The organism is Pseudomonas sp. GP01-A4, from assembly GCF_058780865.1.
In genome coordinates this window covers 207,890-227,931 of the sequence record NZ_JBYSWF010000001.1, presented here as the reverse complement: position 1 = coordinate 227,931, position 20,042 = coordinate 207,890, and the positions used below count along the sequence as shown (strand labels likewise).

Here is a 20,042-nt window from a genome sequence, read left to right as displayed (position 1 = left end):
CGCATTCGCGAGCAAGCCCGCTCCCACATTTTGATTTGCGTTGTTGCTTCTAGCGGGTACGCAGCCGCCCCGGCGCCTCACCGTAGGTTTCCTTGAATTTCTTGCTGAACGCCGCCTGGGATTGATACCCCGCCCGAGCGGCAATATCCGTCAGGCTCAGCCGCGACTGATGCAGCAGGTTGAACGCCAGCTCCATGCGCAACTGCGTCAGCAACACCCACGGCGACACGCCCGCCACTTTGACAAACCCACGCATGAAGGTCGCCCGGGACATCGACGCGGCGCTGGCCAGGCTGTCGATGGTCCACTCATGCCCAGGATCCGCCAGCATCGCCTGCCAGGCCTTGCCCAGGCGTTTGTCGGTCAACAAGGCAAAGGTGCCCGCCACCGGCGCTTGCTGCGTCAGCCATGCCCGCAGGATCAGGGTGAACAACGCCGACGACAGCGCATCAATGAAAAACCGCGCCCCCAGCCGCTGCCCGTCCGCCTCGCTGCGCAGCAGTGCGATCAATGCCGCCAGCTGCCCATCGGCCTGCCATTGCCGGCTGGACACCACCAGGTAGTCCGGCAACGCACTGAACAGCAACGACTGGCGGTTGTAGCGAAAGCTGCCGCAGAGCATGTCCACGTCCGGCTGCTCACCGCCCAGGCGATGGATCGGCAGCAAGCCGCCTTCGATCACGGTCTGCGCCACCGGCTTTACCCGCGCGCCCTGGCTGCGCACCAGGTGCGTCGCGCCACCGGGCATCAACAGGATGTCGCCCTCCTCCAGCGTCACCTGCTGCCCGCCGGACAATTCGGCGCGGCACGTGCCCGCCAGCACAATGTGATACGGCGCCACGCCCACCGGCTCGGGCTCGTGGTCCATGGCCCAGGCGCCCTGGAACTGGCAACGCAAGTCCAGGCTGCCCCGCAGGTTGGCCAACGCGATGAGGGTGTCGATGGAGTTCATTTGCGAGCATCGGTCAAAAAGGTGAGTGGATCGAACAAAAGCGCCAAACCTGAACCGCGCACACTGGCTTCACACCCAACCCGTTCAGGAGTTAACACGATGTTCAATAACTGGTCCGACTTGCTGCCTACCGTGAAGAAAGCCTTTGGCGCGCTGGGCAAGAGCAACCCGAAGATGGTCAAAGCCTACATGGCGCTGGGGGAAGCAGCCGAGGAAAATGACGTCCTCGATGCCAAGACCCGCGAGCTGATTTCCATCGCCGTGGCCATCACCACCCGCTGTGACGGCTGCATCGGCGTGCATGCCGACGCGGCGATCAAGGCCGGCGCCACCCGCGAAGAAGTGGCCGCGACCCTGGCCACCGCGATCTCGCTGAATGCCGGCGCGGCGTATATCTACTCGCTGCGCGCCCTGGAAGCCTATGACACGCTCAAACCGGCGCCGCAAAATTAAGCCGGAATTGTTGCGGCGTCACGCCCAGCCGGCGATTGAACACACTGCGCATGTGCTGGGCATCGCGAAAGCCGCATTGATACGCCACGGTCTTGAGCGGTGCGTGGGTGCTTTCGAGCATCACCCGCGCCGCATCCACCCGCGCCCGCTCGACGAACTCCGCCGGAGTGATCTGCGCTTCCCGGGCAAATACCCGCGAGAAGTTGCGCGCGCTCATGTTGGCGGCTTTGGCCAGGTCGGCGATGGTCAGGTCGCCCGTCAGGTTGGCCAATACATACAGCTGCACCAGCGCCACCGCCGAGGTGGCTTGCGCGTGGGGTGTCAGGAACGGGCTGAACTGCGACTGCCCGCCGGAACGCTGGGTGAACACCACCAGGCGCTTGGCCACGCTGAGGGCGACTTCCGGGCCGTGGTCCTGGGCCAGCAGGTACAGCGACAGGTCTATGCCCGCCGTCACCCCGGCCGAGGTGTAGAGGTTGCCGTCCTGCACATAGAGGCGGTCGGCTTCGACCTGGGCCGATGGGCATAAGGCGGCCAGATCGGCAGCGTCGCCCCAGTGGGTGGTGACGGTGCGCCCGTCCAGCAACCCGGCGCGGGCGAGCATGAAGGCACCGTTGCAGATGGAGCCGAAGCGCCGGGCTCGCGCACTGGCGTCACGCAGCCATTGATTGAACACCGGGCCGAAATCCTCGAAGGGCAGCTGCGGCCCGCCGGCCATCAACAGCAAGTCGTAAGGCTCAAGGGCCTCGCTGAAATGCCGGTGTGCCTGCAAGGACAAGCCGTTGGAACAGGCCATGTTGCCGTGCCCCAGGCCAATCACCTCCAGCTGGTAATGCGCCTCGGGCGGCAGAAAACGGTTGGCCTCGCAGAACACATCCAGGGGCCCGGTCACGTCCAGTGACTGGACGCCGGGGAAGATCAGGATGGCGACGGTTTTGCCCATGAGCAGAAACACCTTTTTCTAACTGAATAAACACAACCCTTGTAGGAGCTGGCTTGCCGGCGATGCAGACACCTCGGTGTAGCAGGTATACCGAGGTGATGCTATCGCAGGCAAGCCAGCTCCTACATTTGATCGCGCATAGCCTTGGCGCGATATCGCGGCACATTGGCCGGGATCGCATCCTCGCCGCGATGGCCCCTTCGCGGGCGCGCGACCAGACTGGACTCATCGGCGCCAACCCCGGCGCTTTCTTGAGGAGAACGACCATGAGCACCACCATCGCCGGCATCAAGATCCCGGACAGCGCCCTGGCCAAGGCCACCACCGAATACATCCGCGACATCGAATCCGACCTGCTCTACCACCACTCCCGCCGGGTGTTCCTGTTCGGCGCATTGAGCGGCGAGCGCCAGCAGTTGGCCTATAACCCGGAGTTGCTGTACGTCGGCGCGATGTTCCACGACCTGGGCCTGGTGGAAGGTCACCGCAGTGACGACGAACGCTTTGAAGTGGACGGCGCCAACGCGGCGGCGGACTTTCTCAAGCCTTACGGGTTGAGCGATGACGACATCGAACAGGTGTGGTTGTCCATCGCCCTGCACACCACACCGGGGGTGCCCAAGCACTTGCGTCCAACCGTGGCGTTGGTGACGGCGGGCGTGGAAATGGATGTGCTGGGAATGGAGTACGCGGCGTTTACCAGCGTGCAGCGCGAAGCGGTGGTGCATGCGCATCCACGGGGTGAAGGGTTCAAGGAGTGCATCATCTGCGCGTTTGCCGACGGCCTGCGCCATCGTCCGCAGACTACGTTTGGCAACGTGAAGACCGATGTGCTGGTGGATCAGGAGCCGGGGTTCAAGCCGATGAACTTCGTCGAGGTGATTCGCAAGTCGCCTTGGACTGCTTAACCCGAATTGGAATGCAATCAAAATGTGGGAGCGGGCTTGCTCGCGAAGGCAGTGGATCAGTCAATACATCCGGTGACTGACACTGCGCTTTCGCGAGCAAGCCCGCTCCCACATTTTTGATCCGGTTTCTTCAGGGCTACCTGATTAGACCGGTGCTGGAGCCCGACGCGAATCCGCCGGCTTCTCCCAACCATCCGCAGCCGCTTCTTCAATCGCCTGCTGGATCGCTTTCTTGCGGTGCTCTTCCGCACGACGGCTGAAGAACCACACCAGGAAGGTCACGATCGACACCGCCAACAGAATCAGGCTGGCCACGGCGTTGATCTCGGGTTTAACCCCCAGGCGAACCGCCGAGAATACTTCCATCGGCAACGTGGTCGAACCCGGCCCCGACACGAAGCTGGCCAACACCAGGTCATCCAGCGACAGCGCGAACGACATCATGCCGCCCGCCGCCAGCGACGGCGCGATCATCGGGATGGTGATCAGGAAGAACACCTTCCACGGCCGCGCACCCAGGTCCATGGCTGCCTCTTCAATCGACAGGTCCAGCTCACGCAAGCGCGCCGACACCACCACCGCCACATACGCCGAACAGAACGTGGTGTGGGCGATCCAGATGGTCACCAGGCCACGTTCCTGCGGCCAGCCGATCATCTGCGCCATGGCCACGAACAGCAGCAACAGCGACAGGCCGGTGATCACTTCCGGCATCACCAGCGGCGCCGTCACCAGGCCGCCGAACAGCGTGCGGCCCTTGAACTGGCTGATGCGCGTCAGCACGAACGCCGCCAATGTACCGAGTGCCACCGCCGCAATCGCGGTGTAGCAGGCGATTTCCAGGGAACGACCGACCGAGCCCATCAACTGGGTGTTGTCCAACAGGCCGACGTACCACTTGATCGACCAACCGCCCCACACCGTCACCAGTTTGGATTCGTTGAACGAGTAGATCACCAGGATCAGCATCGGCAGGTAGATGAACAGCAACCCCGCCACCAGCATGAAGCTTGAGAAACTGACGCGCTTCATATCTTGCCCTCCATCTCTTTGGCTTGGCTGCGGTTGAACAGGATGATCGGCACGATCAGGATCGCCAGCATCACCACCGCCAGGGCAGACGCCACCGGCCAGTCACGGTTGTTGAAGAATTCTTGCCACAACACTTTACCGATCATCAGGGTTTCCGGACCGCCCAGCAGTTCCGGGATCACGAACTCGCCCACCACCGGGATAAACACCAGCATGCAGCCGGCGATGATGCCGTTCTTGGACAGCGGCACGGTGATTTTCCAGAAGCTGTTGAAGGTGCTCGAACCCAGGTCCGACGCGGCTTCCAGCAGGCTCTGGTCGTGCTTCACCAGGTTGGCGTACAGCGGCAGGATCATGAACGGCAGGTACGAATAGACCACGCCGATATACACCGCGATGTTGGTGTTGAGGATCTGCAGCGGTTCGTTGATCAACCCGATGGACATCAGGAAGCCGTTGAGCAAACCGTTGTTGCTGAGGATGCCCATCCACGCGTAGACCCGGATCAGGATCGCAGTCCAGGTCGGCATCATGATCAGCAGCACCAGCACGGTCTGGATTTCCTTGCGTGCGCTGGCAATGGCGTAGGCCATCGGGTAGCCGATCAGCAGGCAGAGGATGGTGCTGAAAAACGCCATCTTCAGCGAGCCCAGGTACGCCGCGATGTACAACTCGTCATCGCCCAGCATCCCGTAGTTGGCCAGGTTCAGCACCAACTGCAGTTTCTGTTCAACGAAGGTGTAGATCTCGGTGTAAGGCGGGATCGCTACGTCGGCTTCGGCAAAGCTGATCTTCAAGACGATGAAGAACGGCAGCATGAAGAACAGGAACAACCAGAGGAAAGGGATCCCGATGACCACATGCCGGCCACCGGGGGTTATTCGTTGCAGCTGGCGTTTGAACTTCTTCATGTTCATGAGCGAAGTACCACGCCGCTGTCGTCTTCCCACCACACGTACACCTGGTCGCCCCAGGTAGGGCGCTGGCCACGGCGTTCGGCGTTGGCCACGAAGGATTGCACCAGCTTGCCGCTCGGCAATTCGACGTAGAACACCGAATGGCCGCCGAGGTAGGCGATGTCGTGCACCTTGCCGCTGGACCAGTTGTGCTCGCAGGTCGGCATTTCGGTGGTCACCAGCAGCTTTTCAGGGCGGATGGCGTAGGTCACCGACTTGTCTTCCACCGAAGTGGCGATGCCGTAGCCGACGTAGATATCGCGGTCCAGGTCCGGGCACTTGAGTACCGCGTGGCCTTCGGCGTCGTCCACCACCTGGGTGTCGAAGATGTTGACGTTGCCGATGAACTCGCACACCAGGCGGCTGGTCGGCGTTTCATAGATGTCGATCGGGCTGCCGATCTGGGCGATCCAGCCCAGGTGCATGATCGCGATGCGCTCGGCCATGGTCATGGCTTCTTCCTGGTCGTGGGTCACCATCACGCAGGTCACGCCCACGCGCTCGATGATCTCCACCAGCTCCAGTTGCATCTGCGAACGCAGCTTCTTGTCGAGTGCGCCCATCGGCTCATCGAGCAGCAGCAGTTTCGGACGCTTGGCCAGGGAACGCGCCAGCGCCACCCGCTGACGCTGGCCGCCAGACAGCTGGTGCGGCTTGCGCTTGGCGTACTGGCTCATCTGCACCAGCTTGAGCATCTCGGCCACACGGGCGTCGACCTCGGCCTTGGGGATCTTGTCCTGCTGCAGGCCAAACGCGATGTTCTGGGCCACGGTCATGTGGGGGAACAAGGCGTAGGACTGGAACATCATGTTGATCGGCCGCTCGTACGGCGGCATGTCGGTGATGTCCACACCGTCGAGGTAAATGCGTCCTTCCGTTGGGCGCTCGAAGCCTGCGAGCATGCGCAGCAAGGTGGATTTGCCCGAACCCGATCCGCCGAGCAAGGCGAAGATTTCGCCTTTCTTGATTTCCAGGGACACATCGTCCACCGCAATCGTCTCGTCGAACTTCTTCGTGACCCGGTCGATTTTGACCAGCACCTTTTTCGGTGTCTGGTCGCCCTCGAGGGCTTTCTTATAGGCGCCGGAGGCAACTGCCATTTACGAAACTCCCAGAATAAAAAGAGTGCAGCTCGCCCAATACGGGCCAGCCTTGGATAGTTTGAGCGTTAAGCCTTACTTGCCCGTCTTGACCTTGGTCCAGCTACGGGTCATCAAACGTTGCACTTTCGGGGGTAGCTCGAAGTTGACAAAAGTCCGGTCGAGAACCGCCTGCGGTGGGTAAACCGCTTCGTCGGTGCGTATCGATTGCTCCATCAGTTTGTCCGCCCCTGGGTTAGGGTTGGCGTAACCGACGTAATCACTGACCTGAGCGATCACTTCAGGTTTCAGCAAATAGTTGATGAAGGCGAGGGCCTCTTTGACGTTGGTGGCATCCTTGGGGATGGCCAGCACGTCGAACCACAGGTTGCCGCCTTCTTTCGGAATCACGTAGGCGATGTTCACGCCCTTGCCCGCCTCGGCTGCACGAGCCTTGGCCTGGAACACATCACCGGAGAAGCCGGCCGCCACGCAGATGTTGCCGTTGGCCAGGTCCGAGATGTATTTGGAAGAATGGAAGTAGGTCACGTAGGGACGCACTTTCAGGAGTTTCTCTTCAGCCTTCTTGTAGTCTTCAGGGTTGGTGCTGTTGGGGTTGAGGCCCATGTAGTTGAGCACCGCCGGCAGCATTTCATCCGCCGAGTCCATGAACGACACACCGCACGTGGCCAGCTTCTTCATGTTTTCCGGCTCGAACAGCACGGCCCAGGAGTCGATCTTGTCGACGCCCAGCACTTCCTTGACCTTGTCGACGTTGTAGCCAATGCCGTTGGTGCCCCACAGATACGGCACGGCGTACTGGTTGCCCGGGTCGTTCTTTTCCAGGCGCGTGAGCAGCGCCGGGTCGAGGTTGGCGTAGTGGGTCAGTTGCGACTTGTCGAGCTTCTGGAACGCGCCGGCCTTGATCTGCTTGCCGAGGAAGTGGTTCGACGGCACGACCACGTCATACCCGGTACGCCCGGCGAGCAACTTGCCTTCCAGGGTTTCGTTGGAATCAAACACGTCGTATACCGGCTTGATGCCGGTGGCCTTTTCAAAGTTGGCCAGGGTGTCCGGGCCGATGTAGTCCGACCAGTTATAAATATGCACAGTCGGCGCGGCCTGCACGCTGACAGCCAGCGTGATACCTGCACCCACCAGCAAGGCTTTGCGAAATAAAGAAATTGGCAAGTGGAGGTCCTCTTAAATAGTTGGGCCCGAAGTTGTTGCCCGGCAACAAAACCGGCGCGCAACTTACCCTCGATAAACCGATCCGGCAAAACTTTCTGTCATTTAATTGTTTCGCTAACCGCCGCGCGCATCGCGGCAGTTAGCAAAACAGGTATCAACGCGGCTTTACTTGCCCGATTTGATTTTGGTCCAGCTGCGGGTCATTTCCCGCTGAGTAGCAGCCGGCAAGTCAGCAATGGCATACAGCTTGGCTTGCACGTCCGCTGGCGGATAAATGCCTGGGTCGCTGGTGATGTCTTTGTCGACCAACGCGGTAGCTTTCTCGTTACCGTTCGGGAAACGTACGCTGTTGGTAATGCCCGCCATGACTTCCGGCTTCAGCAGGTAGTTCATGAACTTGTAGGCAGCGTCGACGTTCTCGGCATCTTTAGGGATGGCGACCATGTCATAGAAGCTGCCGGCACCTTCTTTCGGAATGTCATAGGCAACCTTGACCTTGCCACCGGCTTCAGCCGCGCGGGACTTGGCCTGTTGCACGTCACCCGAATAACCCACGGCTACGCAGATGTTGCCGTTGGCCAGGTCGGAAATGTACTTGGACGAGTGGAAGTAGCCGATCGAAGGACGCAGCTTGAGGAACAGGGCCTCGGCTTGCTTGAGGTCTTCCTTCTTCTGGGTGTCGGTCGGCAGGCCCAGGTAATGCAGTGCCACTGGCAGCATTTCGGTTGGCGAATCGAGGAAGCTCACACCGCAGCCTTTGAGCTTGGCGAGGTTTTCCGGCTTGAGGATGGTGTCCCACGAGTCGATCTTGTCGATGCCCAGTGCGGCCTTGACCTTCTCCGGGTTGTAGCCGATGCCGATCGAGCCCCACATGTACGGGAAGGCGTGCTTGTTGTCCGGGTCGCTGATGGACACGGCTTTAAGCAGGGACTTGTTCAGGTTGTCGTAGTTCGACAGCTTGGACTTGTCCAGTTCCTGGTAAACACCGGCCTTGATCTGCTTGGCGAGGAAGTTGTTCGACGGCACGACAATGTCGTAGCCGGACTTGCCTGCCAACAACTTGGCTTCCAGGGTTTCGTTGGAGTCGAACACGTCATAGACCACCTTGATCCCGGACTCTTTTTCAAAGTTCGCGATGGTGTCCGGTGCGATGTAGTCGGACCAGTTATAAACGTGCAGCACTTTATCGTCGGCGTGCGCCGCGCCTGCCATGGCCCCCATCAGGGACAAGGCCAGGAGGGTCTTGCCAGCGTTCTTCAAACCTAATGCCTTCATTCGGTCATGCTCCAATTTTTTCTTTTTTGGGCCACGTTCGTTCTTTAATTACAACGTGTTTCGCAGCCCGTCTAAGGGCGACAAAACAGGGCGACAGTCTGGCAAGTTCAGGGGCCGGCTTTCAACCAATGCCCCGCTTTTCTAACACCCCAGAAGCAGCGCCCGACAGGCGCTGCGTTCTGAGCCTAGCATTTAGCCCTGCAATGCCGCCAAAGTCAGGTCCAGGCAGTGCCGCGCCTTGGTCACCAACTCGTCTATCTCGGCCTTGCTGATCACCAACGGTGGCGAAATGATCATGGTGTCGCCGACGGCGCGCATGATCAGGCCATTCTCGAAGCAGAACGTGCGGCAGATCATGCCAACACCACGGCCTTCATAACGCTTGCGCGTTGCCTTGTCCTGAACCAGTTCGATGGCACCGAGCATGCCCACACCGCGAACTTCACCCACCAGCGGGTGATCAGCCAGTTCCCTCAAACGCTTTTGCAAATAGGGTGCCGTTTCGTCGTGCACGTGCTTAACAATTTGTTCATCGCGCATGATGCGGATGTTTTCCAGGGCTACCGCTGCCGCCACCGGGTGACCGGAATAGGTGAAGCCGTGGTTGAAATCACCGCCTTCGTTCAGCACGGCGACCACTTCGTCGCGCACGATCAGGCCACCCATCGGGATGTAGCCGGAGGTCAGGCCCTTGGCGATGGTCATCATGTCGGGCTTGAGGCCGTAGAAATCGCTACCGAACCACTCACCGGTGCGGCCAAACCCACAGATCACTTCGTCAGCCACGAACAGAATGTCGTACTTGGCGAGGATTTCCTTGATGCGCGGCCAGTAGCTGTCTGGCGGCACGATCACCCCACCGGCACCCTGGATCGGCTCGGCAATAAAGGCACCGACGTTGTCCACGCCCAGTTCCAGGATCTTCTCTTCCAACTGGTTGGCCGCCCACACGCCGAATTCTTCCGGGCTCATGTCGCCGCCTTCGCCGAACCAGTAAGGCTGGGCGATGTGGACGATGCCCGGGATCGGCAAGTCGCCTTGTTCATGCATATAAGTCATGCCGCCGAGGCTGGCGCCGGCCACGGTTGAACCGTGGTAGCCATTCTTGCGGCTGATGATGGTTTTCTTGTTCGGCTGGCCTTTGATCGCCCAGTAGTGGCGGACCATACGCAGCATGGTGTCGTTGCCTTCGGAGCCGGAGCCGGTGAAGAACACGTGGTTCATGCCCTGCGGGGCGATATCGGAGATGGCTTTGGCCAGTTCCAGCACCGGCGGGTGGGCGGTCTGGAAGAACAGGTTGTAGTAAGGCAGTTCTTTCATCTGCTTGGCGGCCGCATCAGCCAGTTCATCGCGACCGTAACCGATCGCCACGCACCACAGGCCGGCCATGCCGTCGAGAATCTTGTTGCCTTCGCTGTCCCACAGGTAAACGCCGTGGGCTTTGGTGATGATCCGTGGGCCTTTCTCTTTCAATTGCTTGAAGTCGCTGAACGGCGCCAGGTGGTGATCGCTGCTCAAGGCTTGCCATTCACGGGTTTGCGGGTTGTTGCTGGACATACCAATCTCCTAGATGTTTCAGGTGAGGACGCGCCGTTTGAAGGGCGCGCCCGGCGCATCAGACGGCGAAGAGCAGGAATTCCCGCTCCCACGAACTGATCACGCGCTTGAAGTTTTCATGCTCGGCCCGCTTGACCGCGACGTAGCCTGTGATGAATTTGTGACCCAGGTATTTCTCGATGGTCTTGCTGTTTTCCATGCGTTCCAGGGCGTCTTCGATGGTCAGCGGCAGGCGCAGGTTGCGGCGCTCGTAACCACGGCCCACCACCGGTGCGCTTGGGCTGATGCCTTCGACCATGCCGATGTAGCCACACAGCAAGCTGGCGGCAATCGCCAGGTACGGGTTGGCGTCGGCACCGGGCAGGCGGTTTTCCACCCGACGGTTTTGTGGGCCGGCGTCCGGAACCCGCAGGCCAACGGTGCGGTTCTCTTCGCCCCACTCCACGTTGACCGGCGCCGAGGTGTCGGGCAGGAAGCGGCGGAACGAGTTGACGTTAGGGGCGAACAGCGGCAACAGCTCGGGGATGAATTTCTGCAGGCCGCCGATGTGGTGCAGGAACAGCTCGCTCTTGGTCCCGTCTTCATTGGAGAACACGTTCTTGCCGGTGGCGATATCAATGATGCTCTGGTGCAGGTGCATCGCGCTGCCGGGCTCGCCGGTCATGGGCTTGGCCATGAAGGTGGCCGCCACGTCGTGCTTGAGCGCCGCTTCGCGCATGGTGCGCTTGAACACCAGGATCTGGTCGGCCAGGGACAGTGCGTCGCCGTGACGGAAGTTGATTTCCATCTGCGCCGTGCCGTCTTCGTGGATCAACGTGTCGAGGTCCAGTTCCTGCAATTCGCACCAGTCGTAGACGTCTTCGAACAACGGGTCGAATTCGTTGGCCGCTTCTATAGAGAAGGACTGGCGGCCAGTCTCCGGGCGACCGGAGCGGCCAATCGGCGGTTGCAGCGGGAAGTCCGGGTCTTCGCAGCGTTTGGTCAGGTAGAACTCCATCTCCGGCGCCACGATGGGCTGCCAGCCCTTGTCGGCATAGAGCTTGAGGACTTTCTTGAGCACGTTGCGCGGCGACAGCTCGATCGGGTTGCCTTGCTTGTCGTAGGTGTCGTGGATCACCTGGGCCGTAGGCTCTATGGCCCAGGGCACGAGGTACACCGCGTTCTCGTCCGGGCGGCAGATCATGTCGATGTCGGCCGGGTCGAGCAATTCGTAATAGATGTCGTCTTCGACATAGTCGCCGGTCACGGTCTGCAACAGAACGCTTTCGGGCAGGCGCATGCCTTTTTCGGCGATGAACTTGTTGGTCGGCGAGATCTTGCCCCGGGTGATGCCGGTGAGGTCGCCAATCATGCATTCGACTTCTGTGATCTTGTGGTCTTTCAACCAATCGGTGAGCTGGTCGAGGTTGTTACTCATAAATGCCTCTGGGCTGTGTTTCCTGACATCCATTAAAGGTCAGGCGTAAGTTGACGCAGCATCCGCGTCGCGTTGCATCACCCGCTTTCGACAGGCATTGCCAAATGCCTGGAAGATTGCGAGGTAGTGCGGGTTAGAGCTTACCTGCCATTCGGGGTGCCATTGCACTCCTAAAGCAAAAGCCTTGCCCGCGGGCACTGAAAAGCCTTCGATCAGGCCATCCGGCGCGGTGGCCTCGACCTGGAAACCGGCCGCCAGGCGATCAATGCCCTGTGAATGGATCGAGTTGACCTGGATCGTCGACGGCAAGCCCAGGCTTGCCAATACCCCATTCGGGGAGATGGTTACCGGATGTGCCGGGCCGTACTGGATGTCCAGCGGCTGGGTGTCGTCTTCGCGGTGATCCATCATGCCCGGCACTTCATGAACCTTCTGGTGCAGGCTGCCGCCAAACGCCACGTTCATTTCCTGGAAGCCACGGCAAATCCCCAGTACCGGAACGCCGGCCGCTATGGCTGCACGCAGCAGCGGCAGGGTGGTTTGGTCCCGTGCAGAATCATGAGCAGTCCCGGGCGCGCTGGCCGGACCGTCGTAGTGAAAGGGTTCGATATTGGAAGGTGAGCCGGTAAATAGAATGCCGTCCAGGCCGTCAAGAATATTGGCCGGGTCGAGCAGATCCGCCAGGGACGGAATAATCAACGGCAAGCCCTTGGCAGCGGTGGCCACTGCACGGACGTATTTGTCGCCACTGATGTGATAAGCATGCAGACCGACCTGTTTGGAGCAGGCGGTGACGCCGATTAACGGCAGGCGAGACATGAAGCACCCCGGTATTATTGCTGTTATGGGTTTGAATCGAGCTTAGCCTTGTTCATTTTTTTACACAACACCCCCGTAAAAAATACAACACGGCCCGCTCAAACGTGCTGGTTCCAAGAGCCCCAATCCCAAAAAATTGCCCCAAAAAGCCCCAAAAAAGCCCTCACGGCGCTTTTTTAGAGCAAAAAAGGCCTCGCTTGACTTCGGCATGCCGTTCGGGTTGACTGAAACCCGAAGAGATCAATGATTGATATTTTTAACAACAAAGGTGTTGCATCATGTCGGTACCCCCGCGTGCCGTTCAGCTTAACGAAGCGAACGCGTTCCTTAAGGATCATCCTGAGGTTCTGTACGTAGACCTTCTAATTGCGGATATGAATGGTGTGGTGCGCGGCAAGCGCATCGAACGCACCAGCCTCCACAAGGTTTACGAGAAGGGCATTAACCTGCCTGCCTCTCTATTTGCCCTGGATATCAACGGCTCAACGGTGGAAAGCACCGGCCTGGGTCTGGACATCGGTGATGCTGACCGAATCTGTTATCCAATCCCCGACACCCTGTGCAATGAACCCTGGCAAAAGCGCCCAACCGCGCAACTGCTGATGACCATGCACGAACTCGAAGGTGAACCTTTCTTCGCCGATCCTCGCGAAGTACTCCGCCAAGTTGTAAGCAAATTTGACGACCTCGGTCTGACCATCTGCGCCGCATTCGAGCTGGAGTTCTATCTGATTGACCAGGAGAACGTGAATGGCCGGCCACAACCGCCCCGCTCGCCGATCTCCGGCAAACGCCCGCACTCGACACAGGTCTACCTGATCGACGACCTCGACGAATACGTCGACTGCCTCCAGGACATTCTGGAAGGTGCAAAAGAGCAAGGCATCCCTGCCGACGCCATCGTCAAGGAAAGTGCCCCGGCGCAGTTCGAAGTGAACCTGCACCACGTTGCCGACCCTATAAAGGCCTGCGACTACGCGGTACTGCTCAAGCGCTTGATCAAGAACATCGCCTACGACCATGAGATGGACACCACCTTCATGGCCAAGCCTTACCCGGGCCAGGCAGGCAACGGCCTACACGTGCACATTTCGATCCTGGACAAGGACGGCAAGAACATCTTTGCCAGCGAGGATCCCGAGCAGAACGCCGCATTGCGTCACGCGATCGGCGGTGTGCTGGAGACCCTACCCGCCCAAATGGCGTTCCTGTGCCCTAACGTCAACTCCTACCGTCGTTTCGGCGCACAGTTCTACGTGCCGAACTCGCCGTGCTGGGGCCTGGATAACCGCACCGTGGCGATTCGCGTACCGACCGGCTCGTCCGACGCTGTACGTATCGAACACCGTGTGGCCGGGGCTGATGCCAACCCTTACCTGCTGATGGCTTCGGTATTGGCGGGCGTGCATCACGGCCTGACCAACAAGATCGAGCCTGGCGCACCGGTGGAAGGCAACAGCTACGAGCAGAACGAACAGAGCCTGCCGAACAACCTGCGTGATGCCCTGCGCGAGTTGGACGACAGCGAGGTGATGGCCAAGTACATCGATCCTAAATACATCGATATCTTCGTCGCCTGTAAGGAAAGTGAGCTGGAGGAGTTCGAACACTCCATCTCCGACCTTGAGTACAACTGGTACCTGCATACCGTGTAAGCGGTTGCCGGGCTAAAAAAAACGCCGCAGGCCTTTGGCCTACGGCGTTTTTTTATGGCTGTGGTGGCGAGGGAGCTTGCTCCCACCGGGCTGCGAAGCGGCCCCAATAAGAACACCGGGTTCTTTCAGGCGGAACCGAGGTGCAGGTCTTGGGCCTGCTGCGCAGTCCAGCGGGAGCAAGCTCCCTCGCCACAGGGTATGGATCATCCAGTGGCTCTGCGTACAATGCCCGCTGCCCTGTAGGAGACTTCAATGAATCGCCCTGCCACTCCTCGCAAACCCCGCGCCCGCAGCCAGGCCCGGATCGACGCGATCCTTGATGCCGCCCGCACCTTGCTGGCCGCCGAAGGCGTGGCCAGCCTGTCGATCTACAGCGTGGCCGAGCGGGCGCAGATTCCACCGTCATCGGTGTATCACTTCTTCGCCAGCGTGCCGGCGTTGCTGGAGGCGCTGACCGCTGACGTTCATGCGGCCTTTCGCGCGGCCATTCAGGCGCCCATCGATCATGATTCACTCAAGCACTGGCGCGACCTGTCCTGCGTGGTGGAGCAGCGCATGCTCAGCATCTACAGCAACGACGCCGCCGCCCGCCAATTGATCCTGGCCCAGCACGGGTTGACCGAAGTGACACAGGCCGACCGCCAGCACGACCTGGAGCTGGGAAACCTGATGTTTGAGGTGTTCAACCGGCACTTTGAGGTGCCGAGCCTGCCCGCCGATGTCGACGTGTTTGCCCTGGCCCTGGAACTGAGCGACCGCGTCTACGCACGCTCGGTGCATCAGCATGGGCAAATCACCCCACGCATGGCCGAGGAAGGCATGCGGGTGTTTGATGCGTATGTGGGGCTTTATCTGCCGGCGTTCTTGCCCAAGCGGGTGGCTGCGCTCTGATTTTTTGTTGCCTGTCCGGGCCTCTTCGCGAGCAAGCCCGCTCCCACATTCGACCGTATTCCAAAGGTAGAACTCGGTCAAATGTGGGAGCGGGCTTGCTCGCGAAAGCAATCTTGAGAACGACAAAAACCCCGACAGGCTTTCACCTTCGGGGTTTGTGCGAACCATTGATCACAACTTGGCGATCGACACCTCGGTGGATTTCACGAAGGCAATCACTTCACTGCCAATCACAAGCTCCAGCTCTTTCACCGAGCGGGTGGTGATCACGGAAGTGACGATGCCGGACGCGGTCTGTACGTCGATTTCCGACAGCACGTCGCCTTCGACGATTTCCTTGATGGTGCCTTTGAACTGGTTACGCACGTTGATGGCTTTGATAGTCATGGTCGTTCTTCCTGTGTAAGACAAGTGAGTTATTGAGCCCAACGCAATTGCGTAGGCAGCGGTGAAACAGGTTCGGGTTCCGGCGGGGTGCCGGGCAGCGACAACACACGGTTAAGCACTTCGGTTTCCAGCGCCGCCAGGCGGTGGGAGCCACGCACCCGCGGACGTGGGAGTTCCACGTGCAGGTCGAGGCCGATTTCGCCGTCTTCGATCAAAATCACCCGGTCGGCAATGGCCACGGCTTCGCTGACGTCGTGGGTCACCAGCAACACGGTGAAGCCGTGCTTCTGCCAGAGGTTCTCGATCAGTTGCTGCATCTCGATCCGGGTCAGGGCATCCAGCGCCCCCAGCGGTTCGTCCAGCAGCAACAGGCGCGGTTGGTGGATCAGGGCGCGGGCCAGGGCCACGCGCTGCTTCTGGCCACCGGACAACGCCGCCGGCCACTCATTGGCGCGCTCGGCCAGGCCGACCGCTTCCAGCGCTTCCAGTGCCTGCGGGCGCCAGTTGCCCTTGAGGCCAAGACCCACGTTGTCGATGATCTTTTTCCACGGCAGCAGGCGCGCTTCCTGGAACATCAACCGCGTGTCTTCAATCGCTTCGCTCAGCGGCGCGGAGCCGGCGAGCAGTTCGCCGCCGCTGGCTTTGTCCAGCCCGGCCAGCAGGCGCAGCAAGGTACTTTTGCCGCAGCCACTGCGGCCCACGACTGCCACGAATTGACCGGCAGGAATATGCAGGTCGATTTCCTTCAGCACTTCCCGCGCGCCGAAAGCCTTGCGCAACTTGCGCACTGCCAGGGGAATGCCCCGCAGCAGGCGTGGAGGTTGTTGAGCGGTCATGCCGCACCTCCTTTATTCACTTGATAAGCCGGGTGCCAGCGCAGCCAGACTCGCTCCAGGCCCCGCGCCGCCAGGTCTGCCAGCTTGCCGAGGACCGCGTAAAGCACGATCGCCAGAACCACCACGTCGGTCTGCAGGAATTCCCGGGCGTTCATCGCCAGGTAGCCGATACCGGAACTGGCCGAGATGGTTTCCGCGACGATCAACGTCAGCCACATAAAGCCCAGCGCGAAGCGCACGCCCACCAGAATCGAAGGCAAGGCGCCCGGCAAAATCACTTGGCGAAACAGGCTGAAACCGGACAGGCCATAACTGCGGGCCATTTCCACCAGCGCCGGGTCGACGTTGCGGATGCCGTGGTAAGTATTGAGATAGATCGGGAACAGCGTGCCGAGGGCGACCAGGAATATCTTCGCCGTCTCGTCGATGCCGAACCACAGGATCACCAGCGGGATCAGCGCCAGGTGCGGCACGTTGCGGATCATCTGCACCGAGCTGTCCAGCAGGCGTTCACCCCAGGTCGACAGGCCGGTAATAAAACCCAGGGTCAGGCCGATGCTGCCGCCGATCACAAAGCCCAGGCCCGCACGCCAGCCGCTGATGGCCAGGTGGGTCCAGATTTCGCCGCTGCGCACCAGGCTGACACCTGCTTCGATCACCGCGCTGGGTGCCGGCAGAATGCGCGTCGACAACCAGCCGGCCGAGACGGACAGCTGCCATACCGCCAGCAACAGGATCGGCAGCGCCCAGGGCGCCAATCGATGACTTAACTTTTCAAGGTTCATGGCGGCGCCTCAGCTCTGGGACGCAGCTTTGGGAAGAATGTCGTTGGCGACCATTTCGCCGAACGGGCTGACGTAGCCGGCGCCTTTCGGCAACTCGGGACGCTCGATGTCGAGATGCGGGAACAGCAACTCCGCTACGCGATACGACTCTTCCAGGTGTGGGTAGCCGGAGAAGATAAAGGTGTCGATACCGAGGTCCGCGTATTCCTTCACCCGCGCGGCCACGGTCGGGCCATCGCCCACCAGTGCCGTGCCGGCGCCACCGCGTACCAGGCCTACGCCCGCCCACAGGTTGGGGCTGACTTCCAGGTTGTCGCGACTGCCGCCGTGCAAGGCGGCCATGCGTTGCTGGCCTACGGAATCAAAGCGCGACAACGACGCCTGGGCGCGGGCGATGGTTTCATCGTCCACGTGGGAGATCAGTTTGTCGGCGGCCTGCCAGGCTTCGGCGTTGGTTTCACGCACGATCACATGCAGGCGAATGCCGAAGCGCAGGGTACGTCCGAGCTTGGCGGCCTTGGCGCGAACCTGTGCAATCTTTTCCGCCACCGCGGCCGGTGGCTCGCCCCAGGTCAGGACCATTTCCACTTGTTCGGCTGCCAGGTCCTGGGCCGCTTCGGAAGAGCCACCGAAATACAGCGGCGGACGCGGTTGCTGGATCGGCGGATAGAGCAACTTGGCGCCTTTGACGCTGATGTGCTGGCCGTCGTAATCGACGGTCTCGCCTTCCAGTACGCGGCGCCAGATGCGGGTGAACTCCACCGACGCCTGGTAACGCTCTTCATGGCTCAGGAACAAACCGTCGCCGGCCAATTCATCCGGGTCTCCACCGGTCACCAGGTTGAACAACGCGCGGCCGCCGGACAGACGATCCAGGGTCGCGGCCTGACGCGCAGCCACCGTCGGGGAAATGATCCCGGGGCGCAGCGCGACAAGGAATTTCAAGCGTTGGGTCACCGGGATCAGCGACGCCGCCACCAGCCACGAATCCTCGCAGGAGCGGCCGGTGGGGATCAGTACCCCGCCGAAGCCAAGGCGGTCGGCCGCCTGGGCCACTTGCTGCAGATAACCGTGGTCTACGGCGCGAGCGCCTTCGGCGGTGCCAAGGTAATGGCCGTCGCCGTGGGTAGGCAGAAACCAGAAAATATTGAGGCTCATGGAGTTGTCTCCTGAAGAAGTCGGATTACGGCGCTTTGGCAACGGCGGCAGGTGGTGTCCAGATCACGTCCTTGATGCTCAAGGGTTTGGGGATCAATTTGAGTTGGTAGAAGCTGTCGGCGATTTTCTGCTGCGCCGCGATCACTTCAGGCGTCAGGAACTGCGCACCGTAGCCCTGGCGTTTTACCGAGGTCAGGGTGATGTCAGCCGGCAGGCCCAGCAGCGGAGCAACTTGTTCGGTGACTTGTTCCGGGTTGGCCTTGGACCATTCGCCCACGGCGCGGACTTCTTCCACCAGCGTCTTGATCACTTCAGGGTGTTTTTCGGCGTACGGCTTGGTGGCCAGGTAGAACTGATGGTTGTCGGCAATGCCGGTGCCGTCACGCAGGGTGCGGGCTTGCAGTTGCTTCTCGGCGGCTGCCTGGTACGGGTCCCAGATCACCCAGGCATCGACGCTGCCACGCTCGAACGCGGCGCGGGCATCGGCGGGCGGCAGGAACACGGTCTGCACGTCGGTGTATTTCAGGCCGGCATCTTCCAGGGCACGTACCAGCAGGTAATGCACGTTGGAGCCTTTATTGAGGACGACTTTCTTGCCCTTGAGGTCTTGCACCGATTTGATCGGCGAGTCTTTCGGTACCAGGATCGCTTCGCTGGTAGGCGCCGGCGGTTCATAGGCGACGTAGAGCAGATCGGCACCGGCAGCCTGGGCGAACACTGGCGGGGTTTCACCCGTCACGCCGAAGTCGATGGAGCCTACGTTCAATCCTTCCAGCAGCTGCGGGCCGCCGGGAAACTCGGTCCACTGCACTTGCACGCCCTGCTCGGCCAGGCGCTTTTCCAGCGAACCCTTGGCCTTGAGCAGCACCAGGGTGCCGTATTTCTGATAGCCGATCCGCAAGGTTTCGGCGGCCTGGGCTTGAACAATGGCACCGAAGGACACAGCCGCAGCAAACAGTGCGACCAGACCACGACGCAAGATGACAGTGCGCATGGCGCTCTCTCCAAATATACGATTAGGGGGTTGGCTGCACCTGCTTGGCCGTTGGCGGCTGAGTAAGGTGAGTAGTACTTGTCGAATTCAGGTAAAGCTGGGTAAGGCTTAAATGCTCCAGCGAGCACTCAACAAACGTTCATTCAACACACTGGGGTCAAGGGGTTTCGGGCGGCGGGCCATGGCGCTGTAGAACGTCTCCAAAGCCTCGCTCAAGCGTTGTTCCAGCACCGGCACCAGTTGCGCCTGGGCGCTGCCTTCGCCGTAGGCGATCTGGCTGTCTTCGGCGAAAATCCCGTGGAGCAATTCCTGGGCTTTCAATGCCGACAGCACCGGCTTCAGCGCGTAGTCCACCGCGAGCATGTGGGCGATGCTGCCGCCGGTGGCCATCGGCAACACTATTTTGTGGGCCAGGGCGCGTTCAGGCAGCAGGTCGAGGATGGTTTTCAGCGCGCCGGAAAACGAAGCCTTGTACACCGGCGTGGCAATCACCAGGCCATCGGCGTTCGCCACTTGCTGCAACAGGTCGATGATTTTCGGGCTATCGAACCGCGCGTGCAGCAAGTCTTCGGCCGGGAAGTCCCGTATCTGATAACTCACCACTTCCACGCCTTGTTGCTGCAACCAGTTGCGGGTGTGATCCAGCAAGACCCCGGACCGGGAACGTTGGCTGGGGCTACCACCAAGTGTTACGACCAGCATGTAGGAAATTCCTTTGGAAAGTGTCGGCGGTTCGCTATGTGGCGATGGCGCC

Annotated in this window: 20 protein-coding genes; 4 read left to right on the top strand and 16 right to left on the bottom strand. The window is 60.5% G+C overall.

Annotated features, from left to right (window positions below):
• Positions 1-49: 49 nt before the first annotated feature.
• On the bottom strand, positions 50-952 hold the full coding sequence (locus AC3WKX_RS01070; protein ID WP_102604093.1) for an AraC family transcriptional regulator: 903 nt from the start codon (positions 950-952) through the stop codon (positions 50-52).
• A 99-nt stretch (positions 953-1,051) separates the two neighbouring features.
• Here AC3WKX_RS01070 and AC3WKX_RS01065 point away from each other — a divergent pair, with 99 nt between their 5' ends.
• Positions 1,052-1,405 (top strand): carboxymuconolactone decarboxylase family protein, encoded by a 354-nt coding sequence (locus tag AC3WKX_RS01065; RefSeq protein ID WP_008438910.1) that lies wholly within the window; start codon positions 1,052-1,054, stop codon positions 1,403-1,405.
• Here the strand turns inward: AC3WKX_RS01065 and AC3WKX_RS01060 are convergent.
• Positions 1,383-2,348 carry a GlxA family transcriptional regulator gene (locus tag AC3WKX_RS01060; protein WP_003213876.1) on the bottom strand — a complete coding sequence of 322 codons (966 nt, stop codon included), beginning with the start codon at positions 2,346-2,348 and terminating at the stop codon, positions 1,383-1,385. The genes AC3WKX_RS01065 and AC3WKX_RS01060 overlap by 23 nt on opposite strands.
• 266 nt (positions 2,349-2,614) lie before the next feature.
• Between AC3WKX_RS01060 and AC3WKX_RS01055 the strand changes: the two genes are divergently transcribed.
• On the top strand, positions 2,615-3,256 hold the full coding sequence (locus tag AC3WKX_RS01055) for an HD domain-containing protein (protein WP_003213877.1): 642 nt from the start codon (positions 2,615-2,617) through the stop codon (positions 3,254-3,256).
• A gap of 144 nt (positions 3,257-3,400) precedes the next feature.
• On the opposite strand, the gene AC3WKX_RS01050 is transcribed toward AC3WKX_RS01055, so the two are convergent.
• From AC3WKX_RS01050 to AC3WKX_RS01015, 8 genes are all read right to left on the bottom strand, one after another.
• Positions 3,401-4,288 carry an ABC transporter permease subunit gene (locus tag AC3WKX_RS01050; protein ID WP_008438909.1) on the bottom strand — a complete coding sequence of 296 codons (888 nt, stop codon included), beginning with the start codon at positions 4,286-4,288 and terminating at the stop codon, positions 3,401-3,403.
• Entirely contained in the window at positions 4,285-5,205 is a 921-nt protein-coding gene (locus AC3WKX_RS01045; RefSeq protein WP_003213882.1) for an ABC transporter permease subunit, read from the bottom strand. The genes AC3WKX_RS01050 and AC3WKX_RS01045 overlap by 4 nt, the downstream gene beginning before the upstream one ends.
• Positions 5,202-6,344 (bottom strand): ABC transporter ATP-binding protein, encoded by a 1,143-nt coding sequence (locus AC3WKX_RS01040; RefSeq protein WP_003195240.1) that lies wholly within the window; start codon positions 6,342-6,344, stop codon positions 5,202-5,204. The genes AC3WKX_RS01045 and AC3WKX_RS01040 overlap by 4 nt, the downstream gene beginning before the upstream one ends.
• Before the next feature lie 75 nt (positions 6,345-6,419).
• The gene (locus AC3WKX_RS01035) at positions 6,420-7,514 is read right to left on the bottom strand and encodes a polyamine ABC transporter substrate-binding protein (RefSeq protein ID WP_102604092.1); all 1,095 of its coding nucleotides are present in this window, start codon (positions 7,512-7,514) and stop codon (positions 6,420-6,422) included.
• Between the two features lie 165 nt (positions 7,515-7,679).
• Positions 7,680-8,774, bottom strand: a complete 1,095-nt coding sequence (locus AC3WKX_RS01030) for a polyamine ABC transporter substrate-binding protein (protein WP_003213887.1) — start codon at positions 8,772-8,774, stop codon at positions 7,680-7,682.
• Between the two features lie 207 nt (positions 8,775-8,981).
• Entirely contained in the window at positions 8,982-10,346 is a 1,365-nt protein-coding gene (locus AC3WKX_RS01025; protein WP_003213889.1) for an aspartate aminotransferase family protein, read from the bottom strand.
• A 58-nt stretch (positions 10,347-10,404) separates the two neighbouring features.
• Entirely contained in the window at positions 10,405-11,763 is a 1,359-nt protein-coding gene (locus AC3WKX_RS01020) for a glutamine synthetase family protein (protein ID WP_003213891.1), read from the bottom strand.
• A gap of 39 nt (positions 11,764-11,802) precedes the next feature.
• A complete protein-coding gene (locus AC3WKX_RS01015; protein ID WP_003213893.1) occupies positions 11,803-12,582 on the bottom strand; it encodes a gamma-glutamyl-gamma-aminobutyrate hydrolase family protein in 780 nt (259 codons plus the stop codon).
• A 278-nt stretch (positions 12,583-12,860) separates the two neighbouring features.
• On the opposite strand from AC3WKX_RS01015, the gene AC3WKX_RS01010 reads away from it, so the two are divergent.
• The gene (locus AC3WKX_RS01010) at positions 12,861-14,237 is read left to right on the top strand and encodes a glutamine synthetase family protein (RefSeq protein ID WP_003213894.1); all 1,377 of its coding nucleotides are present in this window, start codon (positions 12,861-12,863) and stop codon (positions 14,235-14,237) included.
• A 252-nt stretch (positions 14,238-14,489) separates the two neighbouring features.
• Positions 14,490-15,128 carry a TetR/AcrR family transcriptional regulator gene (locus AC3WKX_RS01005; protein WP_003213896.1) on the top strand — a complete coding sequence of 213 codons (639 nt, stop codon included), beginning with the start codon at positions 14,490-14,492 and terminating at the stop codon, positions 15,126-15,128.
• 171 nt (positions 15,129-15,299) lie between these two features.
• Here the strand turns inward: AC3WKX_RS01005 and AC3WKX_RS01000 are convergent, their stop codons facing one another.
• The 6 genes from AC3WKX_RS01000 to ssuE form a co-directional block, all read right to left on the bottom strand.
• Positions 15,300-15,515: a TOBE domain-containing protein gene (locus AC3WKX_RS01000; RefSeq protein ID WP_003213899.1), complete on the bottom strand. Its 216-nt coding sequence runs from the start codon at positions 15,513-15,515 to the stop codon at positions 15,300-15,302.
• 29 nt (positions 15,516-15,544) lie between these two features.
• A complete protein-coding gene (gene ssuB / locus AC3WKX_RS00995) occupies positions 15,545-16,351 on the bottom strand; it encodes an aliphatic sulfonates ABC transporter ATP-binding protein (RefSeq protein ID WP_008438906.1) in 807 nt (268 codons plus the stop codon).
• Positions 16,348-17,136 (bottom strand): aliphatic sulfonate ABC transporter permease SsuC, encoded by a 789-nt coding sequence (ssuC, locus tag AC3WKX_RS00990; RefSeq protein WP_008438905.1) that lies wholly within the window; start codon positions 17,134-17,136, stop codon positions 16,348-16,350. Before ssuC ends, ssuB begins: the two co-directional genes overlap by 4 nt.
• A 9-nt stretch (positions 17,137-17,145) precedes the next feature.
• On the bottom strand, positions 17,146-18,294 hold the full coding sequence (ssuD, locus tag AC3WKX_RS00985) for an FMNH2-dependent alkanesulfonate monooxygenase (RefSeq protein WP_003213905.1): 1,149 nt from the start codon (positions 18,292-18,294) through the stop codon (positions 17,146-17,148).
• Between the two features lie 25 nt (positions 18,295-18,319).
• A complete protein-coding gene (locus tag AC3WKX_RS00980) occupies positions 18,320-19,288 on the bottom strand; it encodes a sulfonate ABC transporter substrate-binding protein (protein ID WP_003213907.1) in 969 nt (322 codons plus the stop codon).
• A gap of 108 nt (positions 19,289-19,396) precedes the next feature.
• Positions 19,397-19,990, bottom strand: coding sequence for an NADPH-dependent FMN reductase (gene ssuE, locus AC3WKX_RS00975; protein ID WP_102604091.1), 594 nt, complete (start codon positions 19,988-19,990; stop codon positions 19,397-19,399).
• Positions 19,991-20,042 lie beyond the last annotated feature (52 nt).

Excerpts from the sequence above, each read along its gene's own strand:
- AC3WKX_RS01070 (WP_102604093.1), bottom strand. The coding sequence starts at position 952 with ATGAACTCCATCGACACCCTCATCGCGTTGGCCAACCTGCGGGGCAGC.
- AC3WKX_RS01065 (WP_008438910.1), top strand. The coding sequence starts at position 1,052 with ATGTTCAATAACTGGTCCGACTTGCTGCCTACCGTGAAGAAAGCCTTT.
- AC3WKX_RS01060 (WP_003213876.1), bottom strand. The coding sequence starts at position 2,348 with ATGGGCAAAACCGTCGCCATCCTGATCTTCCCCGGCGTCCAGTCACTG.
- AC3WKX_RS01055 (WP_003213877.1), top strand. The coding sequence starts at position 2,615 with ATGAGCACCACCATCGCCGGCATCAAGATCCCGGACAGCGCCCTGGCC.
- AC3WKX_RS01050 (WP_008438909.1), bottom strand. The coding sequence starts at position 4,288 with ATGAAGCGCGTCAGTTTCTCAAGCTTCATGCTGGTGGCGGGGTTGCTG.
- AC3WKX_RS01045 (WP_003213882.1), bottom strand. The coding sequence starts at position 5,205 with ATGAACATGAAGAAGTTCAAACGCCAGCTGCAACGAATAACCCCCGGT.
- AC3WKX_RS01040 (WP_003195240.1), bottom strand. The coding sequence starts at position 6,344 with ATGGCAGTTGCCTCCGGCGCCTATAAGAAAGCCCTCGAGGGCGACCAG.
- AC3WKX_RS01025 (WP_003213889.1), bottom strand. The coding sequence starts at position 10,346 with ATGTCCAGCAACAACCCGCAAACCCGTGAATGGCAAGCCTTGAGCAGC.
- AC3WKX_RS01020 (WP_003213891.1), bottom strand. The coding sequence starts at position 11,763 with ATGAGTAACAACCTCGACCAGCTCACCGATTGGTTGAAAGACCACAAG.
- AC3WKX_RS01015 (WP_003213893.1), bottom strand. The coding sequence starts at position 12,582 with ATGTCTCGCCTGCCGTTAATCGGCGTCACCGCCTGCTCCAAACAGGTC.
- AC3WKX_RS01010 (WP_003213894.1), top strand. The coding sequence starts at position 12,861 with ATGTCGGTACCCCCGCGTGCCGTTCAGCTTAACGAAGCGAACGCGTTC.
- AC3WKX_RS01005 (WP_003213896.1), top strand. The coding sequence starts at position 14,490 with ATGAATCGCCCTGCCACTCCTCGCAAACCCCGCGCCCGCAGCCAGGCC.
- AC3WKX_RS01000 (WP_003213899.1), bottom strand. The coding sequence starts at position 15,515 with ATGACTATCAAAGCCATCAACGTGCGTAACCAGTTCAAAGGCACCATC.
- ssuB (WP_008438906.1), bottom strand. The coding sequence starts at position 16,351 with ATGACCGCTCAACAACCTCCACGCCTGCTGCGGGGCATTCCCCTGGCA.
- ssuC (WP_008438905.1), bottom strand. The coding sequence starts at position 17,136 with ATGAACCTTGAAAAGTTAAGTCATCGATTGGCGCCCTGGGCGCTGCCG.
- ssuD (WP_003213905.1), bottom strand. The coding sequence starts at position 18,294 with ATGAGCCTCAATATTTTCTGGTTTCTGCCTACCCACGGCGACGGCCAT.
- AC3WKX_RS00980 (WP_003213907.1), bottom strand. The coding sequence starts at position 19,288 with ATGCGCACTGTCATCTTGCGTCGTGGTCTGGTCGCACTGTTTGCTGCG.
- ssuE (WP_102604091.1), bottom strand. The coding sequence starts at position 19,990 with ATGCTGGTCGTAACACTTGGTGGTAGCCCCAGCCAACGTTCCCGGTCC.